The organism is Peribacillus aracenensis, from assembly GCF_025175645.1.
Lineage (GTDB): Bacteria > Bacillota > Bacilli > Bacillales > DSM-1321 > Peribacillus > Peribacillus aracenensis.
On the sequence record NZ_JANZMJ010000004.1, the window covers coordinates 202152 to 222982 of the forward strand.

Annotated in this window: 20 protein-coding genes and 1 pseudogene; 2 read left to right on the top strand and 19 right to left on the bottom strand. The window is 41.3% G+C overall.

Annotation, left to right across the window (positions count from 1 at the left end):
- Positions 1-25 precede the first annotated feature (25 nt).
- From N0M92_RS06715 to N0M92_RS06785, 16 genes are all read right to left on the bottom strand, one after another.
- Positions 26-1495, bottom strand: a complete 1470-nt coding sequence (locus N0M92_RS06715; RefSeq protein ID WP_260285015.1) for a nicotinate phosphoribosyltransferase — start codon at positions 1493-1495, stop codon at positions 26-28.
- Positions 1496-1556: 61 nt separating this feature from the next.
- Positions 1557-2108 carry a cysteine hydrolase family protein gene (locus tag N0M92_RS06720; protein ID WP_260285016.1) on the bottom strand — a complete coding sequence of 184 codons (552 nt, stop codon included), beginning with the start codon at positions 2106-2108 and terminating at the stop codon, positions 1557-1559.
- Between the two features lie 15 nt (positions 2109-2123).
- The gene (locus N0M92_RS06725; protein WP_260285017.1) at positions 2124-2888 is read right to left on the bottom strand and encodes an NUDIX hydrolase; all 765 of its coding nucleotides are present in this window, start codon (positions 2886-2888) and stop codon (positions 2124-2126) included.
- Positions 2889-3079: 191 nt separating this feature from the next.
- Positions 3080-4609, bottom strand: coding sequence for an acyl-CoA carboxylase subunit beta (locus N0M92_RS06730; RefSeq protein ID WP_260285018.1), 1530 nt, complete (start codon positions 4607-4609; stop codon positions 3080-3082).
- 23 nt (positions 4610-4632) lie between these two features.
- The gene (locus N0M92_RS06735) at positions 4633-5415 is read right to left on the bottom strand and encodes an enoyl-CoA hydratase (RefSeq protein WP_214786506.1); all 783 of its coding nucleotides are present in this window, start codon (positions 5413-5415) and stop codon (positions 4633-4635) included.
- A 19-nt stretch (positions 5416-5434) separates the two neighbouring features.
- A complete protein-coding gene (locus tag N0M92_RS06740; RefSeq protein WP_260285019.1) occupies positions 5435-6334 on the bottom strand; it encodes a hydroxymethylglutaryl-CoA lyase in 900 nt (299 codons plus the stop codon).
- A gap of 17 nt (positions 6335-6351) precedes the next feature.
- Positions 6352-6564 carry an acetyl-CoA carboxylase biotin carboxyl carrier protein subunit gene (locus N0M92_RS06745; RefSeq protein WP_076371237.1) on the bottom strand — a complete coding sequence of 71 codons (213 nt, stop codon included), beginning with the start codon at positions 6562-6564 and terminating at the stop codon, positions 6352-6354.
- Between the two features lie 38 nt (positions 6565-6602).
- On the bottom strand, positions 6603-7952 hold the full coding sequence (locus tag N0M92_RS06750) for an acetyl-CoA carboxylase biotin carboxylase subunit (RefSeq protein WP_260285020.1): 1350 nt from the start codon (positions 7950-7952) through the stop codon (positions 6603-6605).
- A gap of 12 nt (positions 7953-7964) precedes the next feature.
- On the bottom strand, positions 7965-9602 hold the full coding sequence (locus N0M92_RS06755) for an AMP-binding protein (RefSeq protein WP_260285071.1): 1638 nt from the start codon (positions 9600-9602) through the stop codon (positions 7965-7967).
- A 124-nt stretch (positions 9603-9726) separates the two neighbouring features.
- On the bottom strand, positions 9727-10869 hold the full coding sequence (locus tag N0M92_RS06760) for an acyl-CoA dehydrogenase family protein (RefSeq protein WP_260285021.1): 1143 nt from the start codon (positions 10867-10869) through the stop codon (positions 9727-9729).
- 60 nt (positions 10870-10929) lie between these two features.
- Positions 10930-11580, bottom strand: a complete 651-nt coding sequence (locus tag N0M92_RS06765) for a TetR/AcrR family transcriptional regulator (protein ID WP_260285072.1) — start codon at positions 11578-11580, stop codon at positions 10930-10932.
- A gap of 186 nt (positions 11581-11766) precedes the next feature.
- Positions 11767-12525, bottom strand: coding sequence for a hypothetical protein (locus N0M92_RS06770; RefSeq protein WP_260285022.1), 759 nt, complete (start codon positions 12523-12525; stop codon positions 11767-11769).
- 28 nt (positions 12526-12553) lie between these two features.
- Complete coding sequence (locus N0M92_RS06775) at positions 12554-13600, bottom strand: cytochrome d ubiquinol oxidase subunit II (protein WP_260285023.1); 1047 nt, start codon at positions 13598-13600, stop codon at positions 12554-12556.
- A gap of 15 nt (positions 13601-13615) precedes the next feature.
- Positions 13616-14977 carry a cytochrome ubiquinol oxidase subunit I gene (locus N0M92_RS06780; protein WP_192204648.1) on the bottom strand — a complete coding sequence of 454 codons (1362 nt, stop codon included), beginning with the start codon at positions 14975-14977 and terminating at the stop codon, positions 13616-13618.
- 321 nt (positions 14978-15298) lie between these two features.
- A complete protein-coding gene (locus N0M92_RS29425; protein ID WP_397443819.1) occupies positions 15299-15379 on the bottom strand; it encodes a hypothetical protein in 81 nt (26 codons plus the stop codon).
- 352 nt (positions 15380-15731) lie between these two features.
- On the bottom strand, positions 15732-16238 hold the full coding sequence (locus N0M92_RS06785) for an acyl-CoA thioesterase (protein WP_192208262.1): 507 nt from the start codon (positions 16236-16238) through the stop codon (positions 15732-15734).
- Positions 16239-16383: 145 nt separating this feature from the next.
- On the opposite strand from N0M92_RS06785, the pseudogene N0M92_RS06790 reads away from it, so the two are divergent.
- Positions 16384-16573: pseudogene (locus N0M92_RS06790) on the top strand (transposase); the annotation flags it as partial.
- Between the two features lie 246 nt (positions 16574-16819).
- On the opposite strand, the gene N0M92_RS06795 reads toward N0M92_RS06790, so the two are convergent.
- Complete coding sequence (locus tag N0M92_RS06795) at positions 16820-17857, bottom strand: serine hydrolase domain-containing protein (RefSeq protein ID WP_260285073.1); 1038 nt, start codon at positions 17855-17857, stop codon at positions 16820-16822.
- Positions 17858-18494: 637 nt separating this feature from the next.
- Between N0M92_RS06795 and N0M92_RS06800 the strand changes: the two genes are divergently transcribed.
- Entirely contained in the window at positions 18495-19946 is a 1452-nt protein-coding gene (locus N0M92_RS06800) for a flavin monoamine oxidase family protein (protein WP_260285074.1), read from the top strand.
- A gap of 71 nt (positions 19947-20017) precedes the next feature.
- Here the strand turns inward: N0M92_RS06800 and N0M92_RS06805 are convergent, their stop codons facing one another.
- On the bottom strand, positions 20018-20350 hold the full coding sequence (locus tag N0M92_RS06805; protein ID WP_260285024.1) for a Ger(x)C family spore germination C-terminal domain-containing protein: 333 nt from the start codon (positions 20348-20350) through the stop codon (positions 20018-20020).
- 80 nt (positions 20351-20430) lie between these two features.
- Positions 20431-20673 carry a hypothetical protein gene (locus N0M92_RS06810; RefSeq protein ID WP_260285025.1) on the bottom strand — a complete coding sequence of 81 codons (243 nt, stop codon included), beginning with the start codon at positions 20671-20673 and terminating at the stop codon, positions 20431-20433.
- Between the last annotated feature and the right edge of the window lie 158 nt (positions 20674-20831).

Genomic DNA, 20831 nt, shown 5'->3' on the forward strand with positions numbered 1-20831 from the left:
CCCGCTTTCTAATAAAATAGGATTGTCATTTCGTAAGCATTCTTTCTACATTGGCTTTAACTTCATCTATATTCCTCATTTTATTATCCCAACAATCCTGGCTTAGATCTACCGGGTATTCTTCAGGATTAAGTGCACGCAGGTACTCCGGCCATAATACATGGAGATTTTTTTGCGTGAATGCCTTGATTTCATCTATGGTTGGCAATTCATAAATCAAACTTCCATCCTTGAAAATATCCACTTGCAGATCAACAGCATCGAAATCCGTGACGAATTTACTTAGGAAGGTATGGACAGGATGAAACATTTTTAATTTTTCCTGTTCCTGCGGCTTCTCATATTCCATCGCCAAATAATCACCTTCAGCATGATGGTTCACTTTATTGATGATGCGATAAACTCGTTTTAAACCAGGTGTCGTAACCTTTTCAGGGTTAGAAGAAATTTTGATGGTATCTCTCATATTCCCATCTTCGCCCTCTATTGAAACCATTTTATAAACGGCACCGAGAGCTGGCTGATCATAAGCCGTAATCAATTTGGTTCCGATGCCCCAAATGTCAATTCTTGCTCCTTGTTGTTTCAGGTTGATGATCGTATATTCATCCAAGTCATTGGAAGCGACAATCTTCGCATCATGGAATCCTGCAGCATCAAGCATACGTCGCGCTTCTTTTGATAAGTAAGCTAAATCACCGCTGTCAAGACGGACGCCAATGAAATTGATTTTATCGCCCAGTTCTTTGGCAACACGGATTGCATTCGGGATGCCAGAGCGCAATGTATCGTAAGTATCAACCAAGAAGACACAGTCTTTATGGGAAACAGCGTATTTATGAAAAGCGGTATATTCATCTTTATAAGCTTGGATCATGGAATGTGCATGAGTCCCTGAAACCGGAATGCCGAACAGCTTTCCAGCACGTACATTACTGGTGGAATCAAAGCCAGCAATATAGGCCGCTCTCGCTCCCCAAATTGCAGCATCCATTTCTTGTGCCCGCCTTGAACCGAATTCAAGGGCAGATTCTTCACCGATGACCTGTTTGATGCGCGAAGCTTTTGTTGCCACGAGTGTGTGATAGTTCACAATATTAAGCAGCGCAGTTTCTATGAGTTGAGCCTCACCAAGCGGTGCCTCCACACGTAAAATCGGTTCATTGCCGAAGACAAGCTCTCCCTCTTTCATGCAGCGAATCGCTCCTGTGAAACGGATGTTACGCAAATAATTCAAAAATTCTTCATCATAGTGCAGATCATTTTTTAAATAGTCGATATCACTTTCCGAGAAGGAAAAGTTTTGAAGGTAATGGACAATTTTTTCAAGTCCCGCAAAAATCGCATATCCGCTGTTAAATGGAAGCTTTCTGAAAAACACTTCGAAAACTGCCTTTCGGTTATGTGTTTTGTCCTGCCAATAAGTTTGTGCCATATTGATTTGGTATAGGTCAGTGTGTAATGCGTAACTGTCGTCATTGTACTTTTTTTCCATGGATAGTTCCTCCCAAAAGAGAAGCATTCGCTTCCCTTCTATTCTGTTGCGTTTATGGATATTATAGAATGGTTGCTCCAAGAGATCCTTTAAAATGTCCAAGCGCCCAATGGTGACCGGCATCATTGAACGAGGCCACAGCATTTTCATATACAAAGATTTTATAGCCTAGATTATAAGCGTCGATTGCCGTATGCAAAATACAGATATCTGTACAAACCCCGACCAAATATACATCGGTAATGTGGCGTTCCCGCAGGCGAATATCAAGGTCCGTTCCTGCAAAGGCCGAATAACGTGTTTTATCTATATAATGAACATTCTTTTGATTTTTATTTGTTTCATATTCCTCTTTTAACGCCCCGTAGAGTTCTCTACCCATTGTACCGCTAATATTATGCGGTGGAAACAAATTCGATTCGGGATGTAAGCGGTCTCCTTCTACATGTAAATCAATCGCGAATACTGTGTATTCACCTTGTTCGATAAAATCCTTGGTTATACTGACAAGAGCCTTTTCGATATCCTGGCCTGGCTTCCCGCAGGTCAATGAACCCCCGTCTGCCACGAAGTCATACGTATAATCTATATTGATCAATGCCTTTTTTCCCATGGCACGATTCCCCCCTCAGTAGTAAATAGAGTCCATGACAACCTCTGCATTAAATCGGTAAAGCTGTGAAGGCCGATAAGAATTACGTTTCGTTTTCTTCTGCATTCCTTTTTCATCCAGGACTTTCTCCAAAAACGGGAGTTTCGGCGCTTTTGCATAAAAAAGTGAGTCTGCGCTGATTTTCGCATCATCTCTGGCTGTCAGCAAAACCCGTTGCAGTTCAGAAAGCGTAAATTCATCCGGCAGGAAATTTTGGGCTATCGTCGTTTGCACCATTTCTTTTTTCATTAAATTCATCGCATCGTTTATAATTGTATAATGATCGAATGCAAGATCTAATTGTAAGGCTTCCTGAATCGTGAACAATTCAACCTCGGCTGCATCGTCATTCGCTTTTCTTTGATGAAGAAACTCTTCCTGGACAATTGCATAAAAGGCATTGGAGATGATCCATCCCCTGGGATCGCGTCCCGGCTGGTCATAAACCCCGAAATGCTTGACATGGAATCCAGCTACACCCGTTTCTTCTTTCAATTCTCTTTTGGCTGCTTCATAAGCAGTCTCGCCAGCATTGACAAAGCCTCCAGGTAAGGCCCATTTATCTCCTTCAACATTGGGGCTTCCTTCCTTATCTTTTGTGGCACGTTTGATTAATAATAGCTTCAAAAACATTTCAGGCGGGGCTTTCTCTGCCGTTTTCTTCGCAGTAATCGTAAAGATCGCAATATCTGCTGTGTATCCATCTGGAGTAATATATTTCTTTTTTTCCTGCTGAGCCATGGCAACTCTCACTTTCTTTCACTAAGTATGGGGTAAGTAATTAGTAAATCATTAATTACTAATTATAGTACTCTTCCTTGTGTAATTTAGCAACTCAAAATCAGAAAAATTTTCTAATTATTTAAAAAACCATTTATTTTCATACATATCAATAGCCCGGTCATGATGACCGGGCTTGTTTATTGTATTCTTTAAACGGGATAGACTCCATGTTTACGATCGGTAAATGTCAATTGTTTACTGCTATACGCTTCAAATCTGGCACTCAATTCATCTCGCAAGTCATTTGGCTGGATGATGCCATCAACAATCATTTCGGAGGCCAAGCGGTAGATATCGATATCTTCATTATACTCATTGCGCTTCTGTTCGATGAATGCTGGGCGCTCCTCTGGTTCCATCGCATTTATTTTATTGGCATAGACTGCATTGACCGCAGCCTCTGCCCCCATGACCGCAATCAATGCCGTCGGTAAGGCAAGAACGCAGTCAGGTTCAAAAGCGGGACCAGCCATCGCGTATAGTCCCGCACCATAAGCCTTACGGACAATGACAGAAATCTTGGGAACGGTGGCTTCACTCATGGCCGAAATCATTTTCGCACCATGGCGAATAATTCCCGCCTGCTCGACCTTCGTCCCAATCATGAATCCTGGAATATCCACCAGGAACAACAGCGGAATATGGAAAGCATCACATAAATTGATGAACTTGGCTGCCTTATCAGCTGAATCATGGAACAGGACGCCGCCCTTGACACGCGGCTGATTGGCTATGATCCCTATCGTTTGTCCATTAAGCCTTGCAAGCCCAGTAATCAATTCAGGTGCAAATAGTTTCTTGATTTCACAAAACGATTGCCTGTCTATAACCCTATCGATCAAGTCATACATATTGAAGGGTGCATTCTGATTTTTGGGAATCAGTTCTTCCAATGTTTTTTCGAAATCCGCAGGCAGCTCAGGTTTTACGCTTTTAGGTCTTTCTTGATAATTTCCTGGAAAATAGCTTAAGTATCTGCGCGCAAACGCAATGGATTCTTCCTCCGACTTGACAAGCACATCCCCGCATCCTGACACAGAACAATGCATTTTCGCCCCGCCCATTTCCTCTTCGCTTACTTTTTCGCCAATGACCATTTCTGCCATTCTCGGCGAACCTAAATACATGGATGCATTGCCATCAACCATTACGACAATATCACAAAAAGCTGGGATATATGCCCCGCCTGCGGCAGATGGACCGAACAATAGACAAATTTGCGGGACTTTTCCTGATAACTTCACTTGGTTGTAAAAGATTCGTCCTGCTCCGCGGCGTCCCGGAAACATTTCTACTTGATCCGTAATTCGTGCCCCGGCAGAATCGACTAAATAAAGAAGGGGCAACTGCAGCTTTTCAGCTGTTTCCTGAATGCGAATGATTTTCTCGACGGTCCTTGCTCCCCAGGAACCAGCTTTTACAGTCGAATCATTGGCCATGACACAGACCCTTTGACCATTGATTTTCCCGATGCCTGTAACTACACCATCAGCAGGCAATCCATCACTGGTACAATTAGCAAAAAAAGCGTCCTCTATTTCAACCCCTTCATCGAAAAGCAGCTCTAGCCGTTCACGAACGAAAAGCTTTCCTTTTTCAGCGTTTTTTTGATGATATTTTTCTAAACCGCCTTTTTTAATCGTTTCAACCGTTTCGGTTAGTTTATCCGTCGTTACCATCCCTGTTCCTCCTTCAATTGAAATCATTGGCCCTTAAAAACCGGTTTGCGCTTTTCCTTGAATGCTGACAGACCCTCCAGTCGGTCACGGGTTTTTAAAGTTGTCTGATAGCAGTCTTTTTCAATTTGCAATCCTGTTTTCAAATTAGTCTCAGCCCCTTGATTGATCGCCGCTTTTGCAGCCCTGAGTGCTAATGGGGCATTGACCGCAATTTCCCCAGCCAATTTTTTCGCTTCCTCAAGTAAATGTTGGGGTGAATATACATGACTGATGATTTTCAAGGCATGTGCGGTTTTTGCATCCAACCTCCTTGCCGTATAAATCAGTTCTTTCGCTGTCGGCATCCCTACTATCCGCGGAAGACGCTGAGTACCACCGGCGCCTGGGATGATGCCTAAAGATGTTTCTGTCAGTCCAACCTTAGCCGTTTCCGATGCGATGCGTATGTCACATGCGAGTGCCAACTCCAGCCCTCCGCCAAAAGCCGAACCGTTAATCGCGGCGATGACTGGAACTGGAAGGTTTTCTACAGCCGTAATCGTGTCACCAATCAACTTGACTGTCTCCCTGACTTTATCATCATTCATACCTGCTCGTTCCTTAAGATCCGCACCTGCACAAAACGCCTTTTCACCTGCTCCCGTTAAAATGACCGTTCGTAAATTTGAATCTCTTTTCAATTCATACAGCCCTTCGACTAAGCAATGAAGAAGTTCCGTGGATAGAGCATTAGCAGCATCCGGCCGGTTCAAAGTCACGAGGGCAATTCCCTTATCTTCATGACTGATCTCCACTAATGAAGTCATAAATCCACCTCAATTTCTCTTATTGTGCGTTATAAACAGCCATCTGATGGCTAGGCAATGGTTTTTCCAAAAAGCTTTGCATCATGGCCGCAGCCTTCATTAGTTTTTCTGGATTGATCCCCGTTTGAATTCCCATTTTATGTAGCATATGGATCAGGTCATCTGTTGCCACATTACCGCTCGCACCTGGTGCATACGGACATCCCCCTAGACCTCCGAGCGAAGAGTCGAAAGTGTCAATACCATAATTCAGTGATTCAAGGACATTTGCGAGTGCCATACCCCTTGTATCATGAAAATGGAGGGCAATTCGGCTTGTATCATATCTTTTTACTGCCTGTTCAAGGAACAAGGCAACTTGTCTTGGAGATGCGACCCCAATGGTATCACCCAATGAAACCTCATCGATTCCATATTCAAACAGTTGATCACAAACACGGAAAACCTGTTCCGTCGAAATCTCCCCTTCATAAGGACAGCCGAAAACGGTTGAAATATAGCCCCTGACCGTTTTTCCGCTGTTTGCTGCTGTCCCGATGACATCCTTCATTATTGGAAAGGTGTCGGAGATCGATTTATTAATATTTTTAAGATTATGCGTTTCACTGGATGACATGAACACGGAAATTTCATCGATATTAGCTTCAAGAGCCGACTCCAATCCCCTTTGATTGGGTACAAGGGCCGCATAAGTGACACCGGGATTGCGCTTTATTCCCTTAGCCACAAGGGCGGCATCACTCAATTGGGGGATCCACTTTGGATGGACAAAAGAAGTCACTTCTATATAAGATAATCCCGTATCAGAGAGCTGATCGATCCAATCCATTTTGCTTTGTGCAGTTATCATGACCTTTTCATTTTGCAGCCCATCACGCGGACCCACTTCCTTAATTGTCACTTTTTCAGGCCAATTCATCTTACCCCTCCGTCCTTTTATTCAATGACGGCCAAAATGTCGCCCTCATTTACGAAATCCCCCTCATTCACTTTAAGTTCTTTGATGGTGCCAGCTTCTTCGGCTGCAATGGGGATTTCCATTTTCATCGATTCCAAGATAATGATGTCCTGTCCGTCTGTTACACTTTGCCCCTCATTCGCTACGATTTTCCATACGCTTCCTGCCATGCTTGCCTTTAATTCTGCCATTTTACATTCCTCCTGATCATTATGTTTTAAAATATGCGTTATACAGTCAATTTTTTAATATATTTCGTAATGAAATCCGTAGTCGTATCTCCTTGGGAAAAAGCTTCATGAGAAATTATTTCCAAAAGCAAAGGAAGGTTTGTTTTTATTCCTTCTATTTTATAGTTTGCCAGCGCTTCTCTTAATCTCTTGATCGCTTTATCCCTTGAATCGCCGCTCACTACCAATTTGGCGATCATCGGATCATAAAAGTGGGATACGATGGAAGTTCCATGTACCGCCAATTCATGACGGATCCCTTCCCCTTCCGGAAGTTCCATGCTGGTGATTCTCCCCGGTGCTGGATAAAACGTTTTCGGGTCTTCAGCGTATATGCGCACTTCAATGGAGTGTCCATCCTGTTTAATCTCACTTTGAGTGAATTCCAATTTATTGCCCGATGCTATTTTAATTTGCTGTTCGACTAAATCCAGTCCCGTAATTTCTTCGGTGACAGGATGCTCAACCTGGAGACGTGTATTCATTTCCAGGAAATAAAAGTTTTTATCAACATCAACTAAAAATTCTAGGGTGCCCGCATTGCTATAACCGATGGATTTTACCGCTTTCACAGCAGCCATTCCCATCTTGTTTCTTGTTTCTTCGTCAAGGAAAGAAGAGGGAGCCTCTTCCACGACCTTCTGGTGGCGCCTTTGAACGGAGCATTCCCTTTCCCATAAGTAAACAGCGTTCCCAAAGGAATCCGCCAATACCTGAATTTCGATATGACGAGGCTTCTCAATCAGTTTTTCTATGAACATATCTCCATTGCCAAAAAACAATTGGGCACGTTTTTGATTCCCTTCGAAGGCCTTGGTCAGTTCATCTTCATTAGCAACGGCCTGCATGCCGATTCCCCCGCCGCCTGCTGCTGCTTTTAACATGACTGGATAGCCAATCTTTTCGGCAACGGCTGCCGCTTCTGCACTATCAATTAACGGACGTGAAAATCCAGGAACCAATGGGAGTCCCGCTTGTTCCATCTTTTTCCGTGCCTCGACTTTATTGCCCATCTGCTGGATGATTTCTGGTTTTGGGCCAATGAATATCAAGCCGGCTTCTTCGCATGAACGTGCGAAATCTGCATTTTCACTAAGAAATCCGTATCCAGGATGAATGGCTTCCACTCCCGTTTTCTTAGCTATTTCCAAAATCTTATTGACGTTTAAATAGCTTTCCTGTACTCTCGGACCACCCAATAAATATGCCTCATCCGCCAATCCCACAAATGGCGAATCCGCATCTGCTTCCGAATGGACGGCGACAGTAAGTATTCCCATCTTTTTGCATGTACGAATAATGCGTGATGCTATTTCTCCCCTGTTTGCGATAAGAATTTTTCGAATCATTCGATCCCCTCCTTATTTAGTGCGTTCCGATAGTAGATCAAGAGTTTGTTGCCGAAGCTTATACTTTTGGATTTTCCCGGATGCAGTCATGGGATAAGCATCGGTAAATTGAATGTAACGGGGAATTTTATGAAAAGATATTTTCCCTTTGCAATACTCTACCAATTCTTTCTCCGTGAGGGTTTCTCCCGCTTTCAGAATGATCCATGCCGCTACCTCTTCCCCATACTTCTGATCTGGAACGCCGAGTACCTGGACATCGACAATTGCAGGATGTTGATAGAGGAATTCTTCGATCTCCCGGGGATAAATATTTTCCCCTCCGCGAATGATCATATCTTTCAGCCGGCCGGTAATCTTGCAATAACCCCTTTCATCCATCACGGCCAAATCTCCCGTATGAAGCCAGCCTTCCCGGTCAATCGCCTGCTCAGTGGCCTCCGGGTTATTATAATATCCCTTCATTACATGGTATCCCCTCGAACAGAGTTCCCCTTGTTTGCCCCGCTGGACTTCTTCCCCGGTAACTGGATCGACAATTTTCACTTCCACTTTCGGCAAAGCCCTTCCCACTGAGGAGACACGAAGTTCGATCGGATCGTCCGTTCTTGTCATCGTAATTCCTGGAGACGATTCCGTTTGACCATAAGTAATCGTGATTTCCGAAATTCCCATCTTATTCACCACGCTCTTCATGACTTCAATCGGACATGTGGAGCCTGCCATGATTCCAGTCCTCAACGAACGTAAATCATACTTGTCAAAGTCATCGAGATTAAGTTGAGCGATGAACATCGTCGGAACACCATGAAGTCCCGTACATTTTTCGGCTTCAACGGTCTGAAGGACTACTCGTGGATTAAATTCCACGATCGGCACCATTGTTGCCCCAACAGAAACCGAGGCCATCGTACCAAGGGAACAGCCGAAACAATGAAAAAACGGAACCGGGATGCAAAGCCGGTCAACTTCGGTAAGTTTCATGCATTCCGCGACATTCAATCCGTTGTTGACCAAGTTTGAATGCGTCAGCATCACTCCTTTTGGAAATCCTGTCGTCCCAGATGTATATTGCATATTAATCACATCATCTGGAGCCAATTCCTCCATCCTCATGTCAAGTGACTCTTCCGAAATGGATTCGCTTCCGCTTATGACATCATCCCACGAAAACGTTCCGGGATAACGCGCTTCACCTAAAACGATGATATTTTTCAATTTTGGCAGTTTCTCAGATTGTAATTTTCCAGGTTCTGCATTTTTCAATTCAGGTACGATTTCGTATAGCGTATCCATATATGAATGATCCTTATATTGTTCCATCAAGATGATCGTCGTCGCATCCGATTGCTTAAGCAAATATTCCAGTTCACTTGTACGGTAATTAGTGTTGACCGTAACCAGCACCCCGCCCATTTTAGCAGTGGAAAATTGGGATATCAGCCATTCCGGTTTATTGGACGCCCAAATGGCGATATGTTCCCCTTTTTTTATATCGAGTGACATGAACCCCCTGGCCGCCTTTCGGCAAATCTTTTCAAATTCGCGATAGGAATGGCGGAGGCCCAGTTCATGATACACAACCGCTTCATTATCACCATATTGTTCAGCTGTTTTCTCAAGCAATTTCCCGATAGTCATATCTAGCAAATCAGACATCAAACTCCTCCTAATCAAATAAAAGTAAGAATGAACGCGTTTTGCTGTATAGATAACATCTGCTTTTCACCAAAATGAACCAAAGCATCACCGTTCATTTTACGTTCCATAAAGATTAACAGCCTAATTGTCTGGCGATAACGATTCTTTGAATTTCGGATGTGCCTTCACCAATTTCCAATAACTTAGCATCTCTTAAATAGCGTTCCACTTCATATTCGCGCATGTAACCAGAGCCACCGTGTATTTGAATCGCTTGGTTGCTGGCCCGGAAAGCGGTTTCACTTGCAAATAGCTTGGCGTATGCCGCTTCCTTTGCAAAAGGCTTTTTATTGTCCTTTAACCACGCCGCCTTATATACCATATTCCTCGCCAGTTCAATTTCCATCGCCATGTCTGCCAGCTTGAATTGAATGGCCTGGAAATTTGATATGGATTTACCGAATTGTATGCGCTCTTTTGAAAAAGCTAAAGCTTTTTCAAAGGCAGCCTGAGCGATACCGACGGCCAAAGCTGCAATGGAAATCCTTCCCCCATCCAGTGTGAATAAGAATTGTTTGAACCCTTTGTCTGGATCTCCCAATAAATTTTTCTTTGGTACCCGGACGTTATCCAGAATGATTTCACAAGTATTGGAAGCCCGCACTCCCATTTTTTCATAATTGCTATTGATCGTAAGACCTTGGGTATCGGTTGGCACGATGAATGCCGAGATGATATTCTTGCCCTTGGAATCTTTGCCCGATACAGCAGTGACGGTAACGGTTCTTGAATAGCTGGCATTGGTGATCCATGTTTTCTCACCATTGATCACATATTCATCACCTTCCAACACGGCAGTGGTTCTAGTACCGCCAGCATCGGAACCCGCATTAGGCTCCGTCAACCCGAAAGCTGCCAGAGTTTCACCGGTCGTGATTGGAACCAGATATTTTTGCTTCTGTTCTTCGGTTCCAAAATAGTAAATTGGACTTGCTCCGAGCGAAACGGCTGCTGCATAACTTAGGCCGGTTCCCCCGCACGCTTTGCCAACCTCTTCAACTGCAATGGCATATGAAATCGTATCTCCGCCCGAACCGCCATATTCTTCAGGAAATGGAATTCCAAGCAACCCGAGTTTTCCCATTTTTTTGAAAACATCCTCCGCAAACATGGACTTTGCATCCAGCTCAATCGCAATGGGTTTAATTTCCTTCTCGGCAAATTCCTTAACCATTTCCTTAATCATCTGCTGTTCTTTTGTAAGTGAAAAATCCATATATTCATTCCCCTTTCAATCGAGACCGACTAGTTGGTCTGTACAAATCAAGTTAATTGTTTAATCGACTACAACTTTGTTCTTCAGTAGAAATGGCTGGGTGATTTCCGCATCTTTTTGTTCATCAGTCAATAAGGCATTCAGAATTAAATCTACGTAAATATCACCGATTTCATCAATCGATTTTCCACCGTCCCTTTTGTACCATTTGTAGGACCAGTTGACCATGCCCAGAATTGACATTCCGGTAATTTCCACTGGCAATTCGCTGCGGAATACTCCCTTGTCAATGCCTTCTTTGATAACGGAAAAAATGATTTCTTTATATAATTGACGCTTTTTTTTGATTGCTTCAACATAAGGTGGCTTTAAGTAAATGCTTTCTTGATAGAAAACTGAGATGTGTGGTTTATAGAGGTCAAAAACTTTAACGAATGATTGAATGATCTTTTGCATTTTTTCTGTTGGATGGGTACTTTCTGAAATGGCTTCCTGTGCTTTTATTAAAACATATGAAATAAAGTAATCATGAATGACAAATAGGAGTTCATCCTTGGAAGAGAAATGGTGATAAAACCCCCCCTTGCTAGTTCCGCATGCCTTAACGATTTCGTTGACGGAGACACCATGAAAACCATGCTGATCGAAGAGCGCCAACGATGTTTCAATTATTTTCTCTTTTAACTCCGTAAGACTGCACCTCCCTTGTATCCGCTTACATTTAATCCAGAATAAAGAGATTTATTATGTATAAACTGGATTTATTTAAATTTTACCAAATATTTTAAAATTGTCAATTTTTAAATATAAACAAAAAACAGCCCTCAATACCAAGAGCTGTCAACCTACTTTATGCTTGAATATGACTCATTCGATGCTAACCCTTAATGCCATTCACTATTTATTTTTTCCCTTGACCGGTTTAACTTGGGCTTTTACAAGCTGCCATCCATGGTTATACTTCCATACTGATTTGATTTCCATTATCGAATCACGTTCATCGAACCCTTTTACATTTTGGACTCCCACAAGCGCTTTCCCTTTTCCAAAAACGTTCTTTAAGTTTAATGAAGAGTATGGATCAACCAAAAGCTCTGTCGGTTCATTTAGTTTTCCATTTAGATAAATGCCCATTTCATCAAAAGCTTGTTTTCTGGAACTGACATCTATCACCACAGGCTTTTGACCTTCAATAATGACTTCAGCTTTGTATCCGTCAAGAAATTGGGCCATTACAGGAACGGATGGAGGGATTTCCAGCTCCTTCACTTTTCCATCCTTGAACGTATAGGCATAACTGGTTATCAACCGCTCTCTACCTTCCATCAAAACCGTGACCAATACATCCTGGACCCCATCATTATTCAAGTCGGCAACCTTGAGATCTGGATTATATCCAGCTTTAAGGGGGACGCTGATTGTACGGCGATTGCTTTCCACACTTAACTCGATTTTCTTCAGAAACTTGCTTCCTTCTTCATATGGCAACCCCTGAACCTGGATGATGTCTATTTTCTGGTCACCTGTTACATCTCTTTTTGTTGAAATATAAGTGCCATCGACCTGAAAATTTTTATCATGTGCTTCAACTGCTTGATAGCTCAAAAAGAGTGAGATGACTAAAACCGCATATTTTAGCAGATCTAACTTTTTCATAGTGAAAACCTCTCTTTTCCAAGATGAACTAATTTGACATTTGCCGCCGTTTGAACTTTCGACGCTGATCTTTCATGAAGATGGACCAGAAATAATAGAACCCTGGCACTAATATCGCAAAGCCCACGATATATGTGGCAAAAACAGCCCGGAAAGATGTTGGATCGGTAAATCCTGAGAGAATCGTGACATTTGGATATATGATATAAGGTAAATGTGCGATACCATAAACATAACTACCGATTAAATACTGAATGATAATCGCTATTACAGCGACGCGAGGCATTCCTTTAACCTCCTGCTTAGAAAAATGGGGTAAGTACAGTGCTATCCCGCTAATGATGAAAAAAACTAGCGAGACGAATAACAATGCCGAGTTTTTCATCATTCCTTGGTAGATCCAATACGCTTCATTTTTTAACGTGAGCATAACCAACAGAGCCATGACTAACATAAGCGGTCCCGTTATCATCGCATCCCTGCGATATATTTTGTATGCTTTCATTTCATCAGCCTGTTTTGAGTAATCAGACAGTAGCAAAGATGATAAAAAAAGCGTGCTCATGATTCCAAACCCCACAAATGCATACTCATTCGGACTCGTGAAAAGTTTAGATAGATTCAATTCTTCACTTCCTCTTACGCCTTCGACAAATCCAAGGTGGGTGATGGGCAATACACTGATTAATAGCCCGGGTATGATTAATCCCGTCAATCCTGAGATATATGTTAACGCTTTTTCATATTTGTCTACGCTATGCGAAAAAACCAAGAAAGCGCTCCTAATACATAGCAGGACCAATATCAGGCTCGCAGGAACGATCAAGGCTACTCCAATCGGGAAAACCGCACCTGGAAATAAACTGTAAATCGCAATAACAAGACCAACAACAAATGTATTGGTCACTTCCCAAGTCGGCGATAAATAGCTATTTGCAATCTTCGTAGCATTCGTTTCTTCCTTTTTAATGTAAGTCATCGCCCAGAAGCCAGCGCCAAAGTCCATAGAGGCCATGATGGCATAAAGAAAAATAAAGCCCCAGACCAATGTTATTGCAAGAAGAGCATCACTCAACCGCCTTCCCCCCTTTTATGAATTCGAATCAAAATGCCTTACATCTTTCTGTTCTGCTTTATAAATATCATCCATAACGGAATGTCGTTTAAAATAATACAAAAGTGTAAATACGACAGAAACGCATAAAATGATATATACAATAATGAACATCGTGAATAAAAATCCAAGGTTTTCGTACGAAGTGACCGAATCCTCCGTAGTCAGCATCCTGTATATCGTCCATGGCTGTCTGCCTGTACAAGCAAAAATCCAGCCGCATTCAATCGAAATCACCGAAAGCGGACCTGCAGCTACAAACAGCCAGAGAACCCATTTCGGATAAGTCTCCTTTTTCAGCCATTTATTCCATACCAATGCAAACAGTGCTAAGGCGATTAAGCCGGAACCGATGATGACCATGGCGTTGAATAAGATATGGACATAAAGCGGGGGCCAATACTCTTCAGGAAAATCGTTCAAGCCGGTCACGACCGTATCGAAGCTATTTCCGGATAGAAAGCTTAATAACCAAGGGAATTCAATCCCATACTTCACTTCCTGGGCTTCCCTATCGGTATAACCGAACAAGGTAAGCCCGGCATGGTCCTTTGTTTCAAACAACCCTTCAGCCGCCGCCAGTTTCTCCGGCTGTTCCCTATATAAATGCTGTGTAGTCGCATGACCGTTCAATGCCGTCAAAAAAGAAAAAACCAAACCCAATACAATACTGAGCCTCAGTGCTTTTTGGTGAAAATTAAATTCAGCAGTGCCATATTTATTTTTGAGCATCTTATAAGCTGCAACTGCCGCTACGACAAAAGCACCTGTCGTATATGCAGTCAGGGCCGTATGACCTGCCGTCACCAAGAAACTTGGGTTGAAAAATGCCGCCCAAGGATCGACATCGACAATTTCCCCATTTTCAAACCGGAACCCAGCCGGTGTCCCTTCAAAAGCATGGACATTAGAAATCAAAACCGCCGAAGCCATTGCGCCGAATGCAACAAAGAATAAACTTACGATACGGGCCCATGGCTTAATTTTTTCAGCAGCATACACGTAGATTGACATGAATAGCGCTTCAACCATGAATGCATAAATCTCGATTTGGAATGGAAGCGCCATGACACGTCCAATCACCTCCATGAACCCAGGCCATAATAGAGACAGTTGCACACCCGCGATCGTACCAGTCGGAATCCCGACCCCAAGCAAAACCCCTAGTGTTTTGGTCCAGCGTTTAGCCATGACAACATATTGTAAATCCTTTGTCCTTTGATACATCAATTCCGCTGCCAACATCATCATCGGCAACCCGACGCCGATCGTTGCAAATATGATATGTACAGCCATATTCGTCCCGAACATCGCACGGGCCATTTGTATATGATCCATACTGTCTTCCTTTCCAACCTTTGTCTCTTGGTAGTATCTCCTCTGTAAAGGAAAATATTTAATAATATTCCACAAACTAAATATTCATGGTTTTGTAGAAAGACAGTATTTTACTTGATGATGTTTTTTGTTGATTGTTCTATTTAAATATTCTATCGAGGTTATTATTGGGATATACCTACTCCGTTTGATCGCTTCCTAATCCTGCTTGCCGTCATTTCGAAGATGTTTACTCCGCTTCCACCAATACACCTGTCTGCCCCGAATACAATATACTGCACGTTCCTTCTATATTTCCCCGCTTGGTACATAGGCTGCCAATCAATACGGTGTGTTGTTTGCAATCTTAATTGCTTCTTCGGACCCGTCAAAAACAAACATTATGCAGACCGGTCGAAAGATCTCTTTTTGTTATATCGTTATTTCGTTCGTCACATCAGCAAAGATAATAGATTTCACATAAAAACCTCCGTCCACACTTTTGGATTGCCAGAACCATCTGTTAATTTATGGTTCCGCGCAACGAACGGATCACCGTACAAACACCATTGATAACACTATCGAGGATTGCAGCGAATTCTTCAAAGTTCTCTAAAGGACCATGTATTCATTTTTATCATTCTTTCAATAAAAAAGACACACATAATATAGTAGTCTATGTGTGTCTTTGCTGGAGTTTTCAATTTGATCGATATTGATGAGGATTACACTTTCCTTCCATGCACCTCATAGGTTATAAGTCACTATATGAAAGTTAAGGATAATCTACGCTTAAAAACATAGCCACATCTTTGCTTTTTTGTTTTCTCTGTTGCCGCATACTTGCCCGATCTAATGCCGTTTCATGTAATTTTTTTTCTTCTTCTGTCTCCGGAATAACTTTTGGAACACGTGTTGGACGTTTATGTTCATCAAGTGCAACAAATGTTAATAGAGCAGTCGCTGCAATTCTACGAACACTGCTTTTTAAATCTTCAGCAATAATTTTTACAAAAACCTCCATTGAAGATGTGCCAGTCCATGCTACATAAGATATAAAACACACTGAATCTGTTGTACGAATGGGATGTAAAAAGTCAACGGAATCTGTTGAAGCAGTTACACATTCACTTCGACTATGACGTGCTGCCGAAATCGATGCTACTTGATCGACATCACTCATTAATCTGCCGCCAAATAATGTATTATGATTGTTCACATCATTTGGAAATATACGACTCGTTCTTATCACCCTTGATTCTCTGCAATATTTTGCTTCTATAAACCCGTCCTCCTAAAACATGGGAGCTGAAATCATCACCTATGTAAACTTTTAGTATATGGTTATATTATGATGCAATTTTGAGCTTTTTATCCTTAAAACACTTTCTTCGGCGTACGTAGCTTAGTATTCCGAGAAATGCGCAGCTTGCTTATCATCTGGAAGTACATCTGTAAAAAGTAATGGGAAATATGTTTTAGGCAACGCTATTTATGTAGGGATTGCAATAAATCCTACAATGATATGACTAAAACTCCATTTTCAGGCTCTAAATATCCAGAAAAAGGGTGGAATATATGAGGTTTTTGATTGAGGGTGTTACTTTATCCAAGATCTTGATAACTTTTACTGGTTTCGCCGGCTAGAAATAGGGAAAATATTACATTTGATAAACAAGTTGAACAAATGCTTATTTCAGCTCCAAAAATCTAATTATCATCATCCTGTTGAGACGTTCAGAAGTTAACCAGCTTTCGTGGTTCGGTGTAATAAAAAACGCTCAGAGCATTTTTACTCTAAGCATGATAAATGCAAGTGATCCGGTTACTCCATTAAGCCCTTGTTAGCTGAATAGCAAATATTTAAAAAGGATAAGCATTGTAGACTTCACCAATAATACCTTCTAATTGATGAACACCTAGATCGGTATTTATCATTATGACTAATCCCGTTTCTAAATAAGGATAAGCCACCATCATACATTGAAAACCAACACCCCAACCAAGTGATGAAATTTCAATTCCCTTTTCGTTTTTATCTAGGAAAACTCCTAGCCCAGTCCACTCCTTACAACCTTGGGGATTTATAACTTCAATTGCTTTACATACTGAAAGCTTAAGCTTACTTTCACCATGTAAAGCATTCATTAATTCAATGACCAAAAGAGCTAAATCTGTAGGCGTTGTCCATAACCCAGAAGCTGCTGGATATGGATAAATTGGATATTTTCCATTTACTAATTCTCCTCTTTTGTTGTGACCGCAAGAGAAATATTTTTTGGTTGCTTCTGATGTTGGAAGTTCAAATATGCTATTTTCCATATTTAATGGATGAAAAATATGTTCATTCATTACTTCCTTAAAAGGTTTTCCAGTAACATCTTCTATCAAAAGCTGTATAATGCAAAAACCTGCGTCTGAATATTGAAAGGTGCTCCCAGGCTCATACTTAATTTCAATAGGAGCTTTACAATAGGGTGTTCTTCCTTCTAATATCTCGACCATTGTGGGATTTTCCATCCTCGAATTGAGATCAATAAAACTTCCTTCGGGGTCAATAACACCAGATTGGTGACTCAGTAAATTTCTTAAGGTAACTTTCTTATTTTTATTTAGTTCATTATGAGGAACTTTCCACGATAAAAGTTTTTCATTAATATTTTCATCTAGATCAAGAATCCTTTGTTCCGTCAATTTCATCACTAGAATTGAGGTTAAAAATTTACTGATTGAACAAGCACTAAAAATGGAATTACTTTCCACTCTTTTATCTGTTTCCACTTCAAGTAAACCGAAGCATTCTGTACTTATTATGTTACCACCATCAATTGCTGCAATACTTAATCCAGTTACATTATAATCTTCCATAAGCTTTTGAATGTTGATATTTTGTGTTTTGATACTAACAACCCCCAGTTAACTCCTATGTACAAACGTTTAATATGCAACTCTATTAATCTGCCCGTTTATTGAATAAGAACCGCTTATATTTTACCATAAAATTCAAGTTGTTAGTTTTTTATCCTGAGAGCAACAATCTTTTAGCAAACAGCCGTTAGAAAAGAATCCTTAAGGGCAAAAGTTCACTCTATGTTTCTATCGTTTGATTTTCCGTAATAGAAATACGGAATACTATAATAAAAACCTCTGTTTTTTTCGAAATAAGGTTGCGAATAGATTCTTCGTTATTGTTCAAAAAAGCTGAACATTTCTCCTATAACTTTCTAAATTAAATTCGTCCCGATTATAAATCGTAGTCTTTAGATAGTTAGCTTCCCAAAAAACGGCACTTATTTATTAACAATATATCAACATTTTCATCTTCTTCCCCTTTAAATTTTCTAAAAATTGAGTATTCCACATAAAGGATAAACCTAGAGGAATATGATAGCAATAATCAATCATGACAAATTATTGAAGATTCTTCATAATTGGTAACCCAATAGGAATAAGATAGCATAAATCCCATAAAGGAAGTGTAATTAGAGAGGAGAGCAACACTTTGTCCTTTTTCAAAGATCCGCTATCACCAGATCAAATGCTTGCTGTTATCAGAAATGGCCTGGGGTCTTCCCAGATCCCCAAAAAAATCATTATCATTGGTGCCGGCATGTCTGGATTGGTTGCAGCATCCCTTTTAAAACAAGCAGGGCATGAGGTTACGATATTGGAAGCAACCGGGAGGGTCGGGGGACGTATCTTGACTATACGTGAACCATTTTCAGAAGGTTCCTACCTTGAAGCCGGTGCGATGCGCATTCCGAATTATCATTACTTAGTTGTTGAATACATCAAGAAGTATGGTTTACGACTCAACACTTTTGTTAATGCGACTCCTAATGATCCCATTTATGCCAACGGAATCAAGACAACCGCTGCCGTATATCAACGGAACCCGGATATACTCAGGTACCCTGTAGCTCCCCATGAAAGAGGTAAAACAGCTGAAGAATTACTCAACATGGCAATTAAGCCTGTGACTGACTTCATCAATCAAAACCCACGTAGAAATTGGGAAATAGTCATAAAAGAGTTTGATAAATACTCCATGAGCTTCTTTTTGCAGTACAACCCAGTAGGTATAAGTCTTTCAACAGGGGCGATTGAAAGCATCAAAGTCCTAATGGGATTAGAAGGATTCCCGGAACTTTCTTTTCCTGCCCTACTTCGGGAGCTTATGCCACTCTTTAAACCAGACATAGAATTTTTTGCAATCGAAGCGGGAAACGATCGGCTTCCTTATGCTTTTGTACCGGAATTGAAGAATAATCTCAACTTCAGATATGAAGTGACAAAGATCATCCAACATGATAATCAAGTAACCATCCACTCTAAACATACTCAAAGCCAAAACCCCTTAACGGTTACCGGTGACCTTGCCATCGTGACTATCCCACTTCAATTGTTGCAATTTATAGATATTGAACCCCGGAACTCCTTTTCCCATAATAAGTGGAAGGCAATTAGGGAGCTCCATTATGCTGCGTCCACGAAAATCGGACTTCAGTTTACACATAGGTTTTGGGAAAAGGAAGGAATCTTCGGTGGTAAATTGACCACCGATTTACCCATTAGATTTTCTTATTATCCCAGGCAAACGAGCAACCAGAGTGAATCCGGTCTCATCTTAGCAAGCTATACATGGGAAGATGATGCCACTTTGTGGGATATGCTTCCTGAGAATGACCGTATACAACACGCATTGAAAAATTTGGCCCAGGTCCATGGAAAACAAGTATACGATCATTTTTTATCAGGGGCTTCTTATAGCTGGACAATGAATCAGTATTCATACGGTGCTTTCTCCATGTTTAAACCTGGTCAGGAAACGGACTTGTTTCCATATATCCCAACACCTGAAGGAAGGGTCCACTTCGCCGGTGAGCATACATCAACCGTTCCAGCATGGATTGAAGGAGCCATTCAATCCGGCATCAGGGTTGCACATGAAGTGACGAATCTGCCTAGAACATTCAGTGAGCCTTTTTAAAATAACCAATCAATCAACTAAAAGGCACTTGACATAAAACCTTCCCATTTGGAAGGTTTTCTTTTGACCAGTCACTTTATCCCTCCTTTTGAAACGACGTCTACGACCCTAATATCCACTTCATGATGAATGACAGCATTACCGAAAATTTCGTCCCATTTCTTCTTATTTTTCTCCCAAAACTTTGGATGCTGATTTTCCACACACCTAATATTGATCGTCAATTGATCCCCGTTCAATTCCGTCTTGATTTTCTTCCTTGTCCTATTGATCACTTCAACACTTAATGGTTTACCGTGTTGGACCGCTTCGATTATTCCTCCCTTTACCTCACCATTCAACCAATTTAATGCAGCTATATCTTCATCATTCATGACCCCGACCAACTTTGAATTGTTGATCACCCCTGCACCCTCCAAAATTAATTTCCCGCCCCCAATATCAACGGCCTGAATGGCAAAGGTCTACCCTCTCCGTAGAAGGTTCACCAAACATTCGTTTTTTCCTTTTCCAGGTACAAGACAAAACCATTTGCCATTCCGTCTATAAATAAAAGCGTTTTTCCGTCAAAAATATGCTCTTTGGCTGTTTCGTATGTTTCCACATCCTGTTCCCTGACTGAACAGATTTTTGAAATGACCAGCATCACGTTGGAAACCGTGTGCCTTGATTCGACCTGCGCAGCCGATAAATCCAGGACTATTTCATTGAATGCTGGATAATCCATCGTTCCATAGACAAATACGAAAAATCCGAAACTCCATAACCGAGATGAAAATCTGTTTAAAAACTACATCATCCTGCATATCCAATTCAGATTTCAATTATTTGTCCTTCTTTTGATCCAATTTAATATAGAAATGGTTAATTTGTAATTAAATTGCA